This window comes from Arthrobacter sp. NPDC055138, assembly GCF_053607305.1.
The window spans coordinates 532,146-540,141 of sequence record NZ_JBSGTH010000004.1 but is presented as its reverse complement, the minus strand read 5'-3'; the positions used below and the strand labels follow the sequence as shown (position 1 = coordinate 540,141).

The 7,996-nt window shown below is 67.3% G+C and carries 3 protein-coding genes; all 3 read right to left on the bottom strand.

Features of this window, described 5'->3' with window-relative positions:
- Positions 1-253: 253 nt before the first annotated feature.
- Genes glgB through ACWF5H_RS13085 form a run of 3 tightly spaced genes read right to left on the bottom strand, consistent with a single transcriptional unit; the run spans position 254 to position 7,948 of the window.
- Positions 254-4,105, bottom strand: a complete 3,852-nt coding sequence (gene glgB / locus ACWF5H_RS13095; RefSeq protein ID WP_452037353.1) for a 1,4-alpha-glucan branching protein GlgB — start codon at positions 4,103-4,105, stop codon at positions 254-256.
- Positions 4,098-5,900: a maltose alpha-D-glucosyltransferase gene (gene treS / locus ACWF5H_RS13090; RefSeq protein ID WP_364645953.1), complete on the bottom strand. Its 1,803-nt coding sequence runs from the start codon at positions 5,898-5,900 to the stop codon at positions 4,098-4,100. The genes glgB and treS overlap by 8 nt, the downstream gene beginning before the upstream one ends.
- Positions 5,900-7,948, bottom strand: coding sequence for an alpha-1,4-glucan--maltose-1-phosphate maltosyltransferase (locus ACWF5H_RS13085; RefSeq protein WP_452037350.1), 2,049 nt, complete (start codon positions 7,946-7,948; stop codon positions 5,900-5,902). Before ACWF5H_RS13085 ends, treS begins: the two co-directional genes overlap by 1 nt.
- Between the last annotated feature and the right edge of the window lie 48 nt (positions 7,949-7,996).

Below are 7,996 nucleotides of genomic sequence, written 5' to 3'. Positions count from 1 at the left end.
GGCACACTATTGAGTTCTCAAACAACAGGAGCACCCGGCACCAAGACGACCCTCACAGGCCCTCCATCGCTCCGGAGCAACTTTTCTAACTTACCGGCGCCTTCAGTCTTTGTCAAACTGTCCGGCCCGTTCCTTCCGGCGGCCAAGGCCTCCGGTCGGCTTCGCGTTGGCAGCTTCACCGCCCTGCGCGGATATAAACTCTAGCACCGCTCGGCCGGGATGTAAATTCCGTTGCCGTTCACTCCTCCGTCACTCAGGCGGACGGCCCGGCCGAGGGCTTCAGGTACAGGACTCCCAGCGGGGGAACCCGCAGAACGGCCGAGGCCGGGCTGTCCTTCCAGCCGCCTTCTTCAGCGGTGATGACCCCCAGGTTGCCGACGCCGGAGCCGCCGTATTCGGACGCATCCGTATTCAGCGTCTCGTCCCAGTCACCGGCCCACGGCAGCCCCAGCCGGAAGCCTTCGTGCGGGGCGCCGGCGAAGTTCGCCACGCAGACCAACGGGTTGCCCTGCTGGTCCCAGCGGATGAAGGACAGCGTGTTGTGCACGCCGTCGTTCTCATCAATCCACTGGAAGCCGGCCGGCTCATTGTCCCGCTCGTAGAGCGCCGGCGTGGAGCGGTAGATCCCGTTGAGGTTGCGGACCAGTCGCTGCATCCCCTTGTGCGGAACGTTTTCGGAGAGCCACCAGTCCAGGCCGTGCTGTTCGGACCATTCGGCTTCCTGGCCGAATTCGGTGCCCATGAAAATCAGCTGCTTGCCCGGGTGCGCCCACTGGAACGCCAAGTAGGCGCGCAGGTTGGCCAGCTGCTGCCAGCGGTCGCCGGGCATCTTGCGCAGCATCGATCCCTTGCCGTGCACCACCTCGTCATGGCTGATCGGCAGCAGGAAGTTCTCCGTGTAGGCATACACCATAGAAAAGGTGGCCTTGTTGTGGTGGTACATCCGGTTTACCGGATCCTCGGCCATGTACTCGAGGGTGTCGTGCATCCAGCCCATGTTCCACTTCAGCCCGAAGCCGAGGCCGCCCGCGCTGGTCGGCCGAGTCACGCCGTCGAACGCGGTTGATTCTTCCGCGATGGTGACGATGCCGGGCACCCGCTTGTACGCGGTGGCATTGACCTCCTGCAAGAAGGAGATGGCCTCCAGGTTCTCGCGGCCGCCGTGGATGTTGGGGAACCACTCCCCCTCGTTGCGCGAGTAGTCGCGGTAGAGCATCGACGCCACCGCATCCACCCGGAGCCCGTCGATGTGGAATTCCTCCAGCCAGTACAGCGCGTTGGCCACCAGGAAGTTGCGCACCTCGCTGCGGCCGTAGTCGAAAATGAGCGTGCCCCAGTCCGGGTGCTCGCCCAACCGCGGGTCGGCGTGCTCGTACAGCGGCTGGCCGTCAAAGCGGGCCAGCGCCCACTCGTCCTTGGGAAAGTGCGCAGGCACCCAGTCCAAGATCACGCCGATGCCGGCCTGGTGCAGTTTGTCCACCAGGTACTTGAAGTCGTCCGGATGCCCGAAGCGCGAGGTCGGCGCGTAGTAGGAAGTGACCTGGTAGCCCCACGATCCGCCGAACGGATGCTCCGCCACCGGCATGAACTCCACGTGCGTGAAGCCCTGCCAGCTGACGTATTCGGCCAGCTGGTCGGCCAACTGCCTGTAATCCAGCCCCAGCCGCCACGAGCCCAGGTGCACCTCGTAGACGCTCATCGGCCCGTTGTGCGGGTCGCGGACGGCGCGCCGTTCCAGCCATTCCTGGTCGCCAAAGCGGTAATGCGACTCGACCACCCGAGAGCCGGTCAGCGGCGGAACCTCGGTCCAGCGGGCCATCGGATCGGCCTTTTCACGCCACTGCCCGTCCTGGCCCAGCAACTCATACTTGTAGACGGCGCCGGCCTCCACGCCGGGAATGAACAGTTCCCACACGCCGGACCCGCCCATCGAACGCATAGCGTGCCGGGCCCCGTCCCAGTGGTTGAAATCGCCCTTGACCCGGACGGCGCGCGCATTCGGCGCCCAGACAGCGAAGCTAGCGCCGGAGGTGTCGCCCAGCGCCGAGTTGTAGCGCCGCACCTGGGAGCCCAATGCGGACCACAGCGTCTCGTGCCGGCCCTCGCCGATCAGGTGCAGGTCGATCTCGCCCAGGCTGGGCAGGTAATGGTACGGATCGTCCACGATGCTGGGGGCACCGCCGTCGTACGCCGCCTCCAGGCGGTAATCCGGGACGTGACCGGGGTCGTCGGCGGGGAAAACCGCCACCCAGATGCCGTCGTGCTCGTGCTCCATCGGCACACGCAGCGAGGGCGTGACCACGGTGACGGCGTCGGCCAGCGGACGCCGGGTGCGGACGGTGACGTGGCCGTGGTCGTCCAAATGCGCGCCAAGCACCGCATGCGGCTGGTGGTAGGCACCGTGCGCGACGGCGGTGAGCACCTCCGCGTCGACCGGAACCGGAGTGCCGTCCCGGCGGCCCGGCGGCGTTGATCCCGCCGTCGCTGCGGATGCCGCCGCGTTGGGCCGGACGGGCGCCGCGGCCGTGGTGGGCCGGATGCCGGCGGCAGCGCCGGCGGCGCCGACTCCGGCGGCAGCCAGGTCCCGGCTGGCCTCCGTGTCCCCGCCCGCGCCGGCCACCGGGGCCAACGCCTCGCGGACACCGCGGACCGGAACCTTAACCCAGCGCGGACGATTGCGCTGTTCGTAGACCACTTCGTAGAGGGCCTTGTCCAGCAACAGCGCCAGATACAGGGTGGACGAGGTGTCCACCGGGTCTCCGGTCTCTTCGCGGTAGCCGTCCAGGAAGGCGGTGCTGGCCTGCGCCGCCCACTCATCGGCGGCGGCGCCTGCCGCATCGTCGGGCCCGGCCAGCCGGGCCACCCCGGCGGCGTAATCGAAGGAGCGGAGCATGCCGACCACGTCGCGCAGCGGCACATCGTCCGTGCCGCGCTCGCCCATCGGCCGAAGCGGTTCGCCCTCGAAGTCCAGCACCACCCAGCCCCGCTCCGCGGAGTCCAGCACTTGGCCCAGGTGGTAGTCGCCGTGGATCCGCTGCAGCTCGGGAAGCTCGGTGACCTGTTCCAGCCGGTCCAGCAGTTCCTGCACCGCCTCGTCCAACGGGCCCACCGATGCGCCGGCCTGCGCCCAGCCCCAGCGGATCCGTTCCGCCAGCGCGGCCTTGAACGCAGCGACTTCCTGGGTATCGGCCTTGTGGCTGCCGGCCGCCTCCCGCAGGCTGCGGTGGATCCGTCCGGTCACCGCACCGAGCTGGCGCGCCTGTGAGCTGAAGTCGGTGCCGTCCAGCGCCGAGCCGGACGCGGTGCGCCATGCATCCTGGCTGTCCGGCAGGAACTCCCGGAGCACGCTCAGGTGGCCGGTGTCCCACAGGCGGTCCCTGCCGTCGTCGTTCTGGCCGGGGGTGAGCCAGCCGCCGGTGACCCAGCCGTAGGTGGCGGGGATTTCCCGGCAGCCGGCATCGGTGAGCAGCACGCCCACTTCCACGTCCGGGTTGGCGCCGGCCTCCAGCACCCGGAAGAACTTCACAATCAGCGGTCCGTGGCCGGACTGAACCACCACAGAGGTATTGGACTGCTCGCCCAACAACACCGAGGCCTCCAGGTCGGTGGAGAACTCCGGCCACGTTTCGAACCCGGCGCCGGCGTGCCCGAGGGTGTGCCCGTCGCCGGTCACAGCCTGACGCCGCATCAGTTCCAGCCAGGCGGCGACGAACACCGGATCGTGGGCGCCGTCGTAGATCCAGCGCTCCCCGGTGCCGTCCGCGCCGTCGTCCCCGCTCCCGGACCATGCCGCGGTTGCGTCGCCGCCCTCGCCGCCGTCGCGGGTGCCGTCCTCGAGCTCCTGCTGCGCGCGCCCCACCAGGGCAGCGTCCCCGCCGGCCAACTGCTCCGTGCGGTAGCTCAGCGGCACGTTCACCACATGGACGCCGTTGGCGGTGTGCACGGCCACGATGTGCACCTCCAGCCCCACCTCGCCGGACGGATCCTGTAGCCGGATGCCGCCCAGCCGGTGCAGCACGGAGTCCTGGCCCTTGGCCGGGAACCAGCGCTGCGCGGTCAGCCACGGGTGCAGCAGTTCGGGAATGCTCGGCGTGAATTTAGGCATGGGTTCTTGCCACCTCGGTTTCTTCAGTCGCTGGTCTGATGACCGGGAGGGTCTCAGTCTGCGGTGATGCCAGGTTGGATGCAATGGAGCGTAGGCGCAGCCAGAAGAAGTCGTGGCTGCCCAGGGTCAGGGTGAGTTGGCCGGCGTCGTCAAAGGCCGGGAACGGGGTGCCGCCGAACAGGTCGCGCAATCCGCGGCCGGCGTATTGGGGCAATTGCAGCGGGGCCGCCACCGGGTGCTGCGAGAGGTTGAAGATGCACAAGAGCACTTCCTTGTCCACGCCCTCCGGATTGTTTTCCGGCACCTCGCGGAGGAAGGCCAGCACCGAGTCCGATTCCACCGGCACGTTCTGGTAGCTGCCCAGCCCGAACGCCGGGTGGGCCTTGCGCACCGCCAGCATCTGGCGCACCCAGTGCAGCAGCGAGCTGTTGTGCGCCAGCTGCGCCTCCACGTTCACGTAGTTGTAGTGGTACACCAGCGACTGGACCACCGGCAGGTACAGCTTGCCCGGATCCGCGGTGGAGAACCCCGCGTTGCGGTCGGGGTTCCACTGCATCGGCGTGCGGGAGGCATCGCGGTCTTCCAGCCAGATGTTGTCGCCCATGCCGATCTCGTCCCCGTAATAGAGGAACGGGCTGCCCGGCAGCGAGAGCAGCAGCGCATGGATCAGTTCGATTTCCGCCCGGGAGTTGTCCAGCAACGGGGCCAGCCGGCGGCGGATGCCGATGTTGGAGCGCATCCGCGAGTCCGGGGCGTACCAGCCGAACATCGCCTCGCGTTCTTCCATGCTGACCATTTCCAGCGTCAGTTCGTCATGGTTGCGCAGGAAGGTTGCCCATTGGGCACCGGCCGGGATGGCCGGTGTCTCCTCCATCGTGGCCACGATCGGGCCGGCATTCTGGTCCCGCAAGGCGTAGTAGAGCCTCGGCATGATCGGGAAGTGGAAGGCCATGTGGCATTCCGGCCGCATTTCGCCGTCGTCGTCCTGCTGGCCGAAGTATTCCACCACCTCATGCGGCAGCTGGTTGGCTTCGGCGATAATCACGCGGCCCGGGTATTCGGCGTCGACCATAGCGCGCAGGTCCTGCAGGAAGGTGTGCGTGGCGGGCAGGTTTTCGCAGTTGGTCCCATCCTCTTCGAACAGGTACGGGATGGCGTCGGCGCGGAATCCGTCGATGCCCTGGTCCAGCCAGAACCGCACCACGTCGAACACCGCCTCGATCACCTTCGGGTTCTCGAAGTTCAGGTCCGGCTGGTGGCTGAAGAAGCGATGCCAGTAGAACTGCCGGCGGATCGGGTCGAAGGCCCAGTTGGAGTCTTCGGTGTCCACGAAGATGATCCGCGCGTCCTGGTACTTCTCGTCCGTATCGGACCAGACATAGAAATCACCGTACGGGCCATCCGGGTCGCGCCGGGACTGCTCGAACCAATCGTGCTTGTCCGAGGTGTGGTTCAGCGGCAGGTCGATGATCACGCGCACGCCGCGGGCGTGGGCCTCGGCCACCAGTCGTTTGAAGTCGCCGATGGTGCCGAATTCGTCCAGCACGTCGTAGTAGTCCTCGACGTCATACCCGCCGTCGCGCAACGGAGACTTGAAGAACGGCGGAACCCACAGGCAATCGATCCCCAGCCACTGCAGGTAGTCGAGTTTCTCGATCAGCCCGGAAAAGTCGCCCGAACCGTCCCCGTTGGCGTCCGCGAAACCGCGCACCAGCACCTCGTAGAACACGGCCTTGCGGTACCAGTGTGGGTCGTGGGCCAGGCCCGGAGCATGCAGCTGAAACGGGCTGGCCATCAGCGGCTCCTTCGGACGTGCAGGACGTGGGCCGGTTCCACGTGGGCATCCAGCCGCACGTAGTTGTGCTCGCCCCAGCGCCAGCTCTGTCCGGTGAGCAGGTCATCCACCCAGAACGTGCCGTCGTCGTTGTAGTCCTCGTCCCGCAGTCCCAGCGCCGCCAGGTCCAGCGAGACCGTGGATTCGCGCGCGCTGTGCGGATCCACATTCACCACGACGACGACGGTGTCCCGCCCGCCGCTGTGGGATTCGGGCAGGTGCGCCTTATGCTTCGAGTACACCACCGTGGCCGGATCCGTGCTGCGGTGCACGGTGAGGTTGCCCAGGTCGCCGAGTGCCGGATGGGCCCGCCGGATGGAGTTCAGCCGGGTCAGGTACGGCGCCAGCGAGCGCCCTTCGGCCTCCGCGGCGGCGAAGTCGCGGGCCTTGTACTCGTACTTTTCGTTGTCGATGTACTCCTCCGCGCCCGGCCTGGCCACGTGTTCGTACAGTTCGTAGCCGGCATACACGCCCCAGAGCGGGCTGGCCGTCGCCGCCAGCACCGCGCGGATCTTGAACGCGGCCGGGCCACCGTACTGCAGGTACTCGGTGAGGATGTCCGGAGTGTTGACAAAGAAGTTGGGCCGGAAGAACGCAGCGGTCTCGTGGCTGATCTCGGTGAAGTACTCCTCGATCTCTTCCTTGGTGTTGCGCCAGGTGAAATAGCTGTAGGACTGCTGGAAACCGGCCCGGCCCAGCGCGTGCATCATGGCCGGCCGAGTGAAGGCCTCGGCCAGGAACACCACGTCGGGATCTTCGCGGTTCACCGTGCCGATCAGCCACTCCCAGAACCACACGGGCTTGGTGTGCGGGTTGTCCACCCGGAAGATCTTCACGCCGTGGGAAATCCACAGCCGCACAATCCGCAGCACCTCTTCGGAGAGGCCGCGCGGGTCGTTGTCAAAGTTCAACGGATAAATGTCCTGATACTTCTTCGGCGGATTCTCCGCGTAAGCAATGGTGCCGTCCACCCGGGTGGTGAACCATTCGGGGTGCTCGGTGGCCCACGGATGGTCCGGAGCGGCCTGCAGGGCCAGGTCCAGAGCCACTTCCAGGCCGACCGCTTTGGCCGCCGCCACGAAGGCGTCGAACTGCTCGAAGCCGCCCAGATCGGGGTGGATGGCATCATGTCCGCCGTCCTTGGAACCGATGGCCCAGGGCGAGCCGGGGTCCCCCGGACCGGTGGTCAAGGTGTTGTTCGGACCCTTGCGGTTGACCTCGCCGATCGGGTGGATCGGCGGCAGGTAAATCACGTCAAAGCCCATCGCGGCGACGGCCGGAAGCCGCTCGGCCGCCGTGGTGAAGTCCCCGGAGGTCCAGATGCCGGTCGCCGGGTCATAGTGCGCGCCCTCCGAGCGCGGGAAGAATTCGTACCAGGCGCCGCGCCCGGCCTGTTCTCGCTCCACCAGAATGGGGTACTGCTTCGAGGGGCTGACCAGACTGCGGATCGGGTGGCTGCGCACCGCGGCCAGCACCGCCTCCGAGGTCCCCGCGGCCAGCCGCTCGTGCACCGACAAGGATTCATCGGCGAGCGCGGCGGCAGCGTCACGCAGCACCCGCGCGTTATCTTCCGGCCGCCCGCCTTGCCCGCCGGCCTGTTCGAGCAGTTGCCGGCCTTCGGTAAGCATCAGGTCCACGTCGACGCCGGCGGCGATCTTGACCTCGGCGTTGTGCCGCCAGGTGGCGTAGTTATCTCCCCAGCCTTCAACGTGGAAGGTCCACAGGCCGGTGCCGGTGGGCCGGATCTTGCCGTGCCAGCGGTCGGTGCCGGTGGCCCCGGGCGTGAGCCGGGCGCGCTGGACCGGGTTGCCGTCCGGGTCGAACAGCACCGCGGTGGCGCCGATCTTGTCGTGTCCCTCGCGGAAGACGGTGGCGGCCACCTCAATGTCCTCGCCCGGAATCGCCTTGGCGGGGAATTCGCCGCCGCCGACCGCGGGCCAAACATCGACCACCGGGATCCGGCCAAATTTCAGGCGCTGCGTTGGATGGGACGGGCTGTGCTCCTGCATCGAAGTCGTCACAAGACTAGACGTTAGCGAGAATCCATCCCGATTGCG

Coding starts and splice junctions, on each gene's coding strand:
- glgB (WP_452037353.1), bottom strand. CDS start 4,105: ATGCCTAAATTCACGCCGAGCATTCCCGAACTGCTGCACCCGTGGCTG.
- treS (WP_364645953.1), bottom strand. CDS start 5,900: ATGGCCAGCCCGTTTCAGCTGCATGCTCCGGGCCTGGCCCACGACCCA.
- ACWF5H_RS13085 (WP_452037350.1), bottom strand. CDS start 7,948: ATGCAGGAGCACAGCCCGTCCCATCCAACGCAGCGCCTGAAATTTGGC.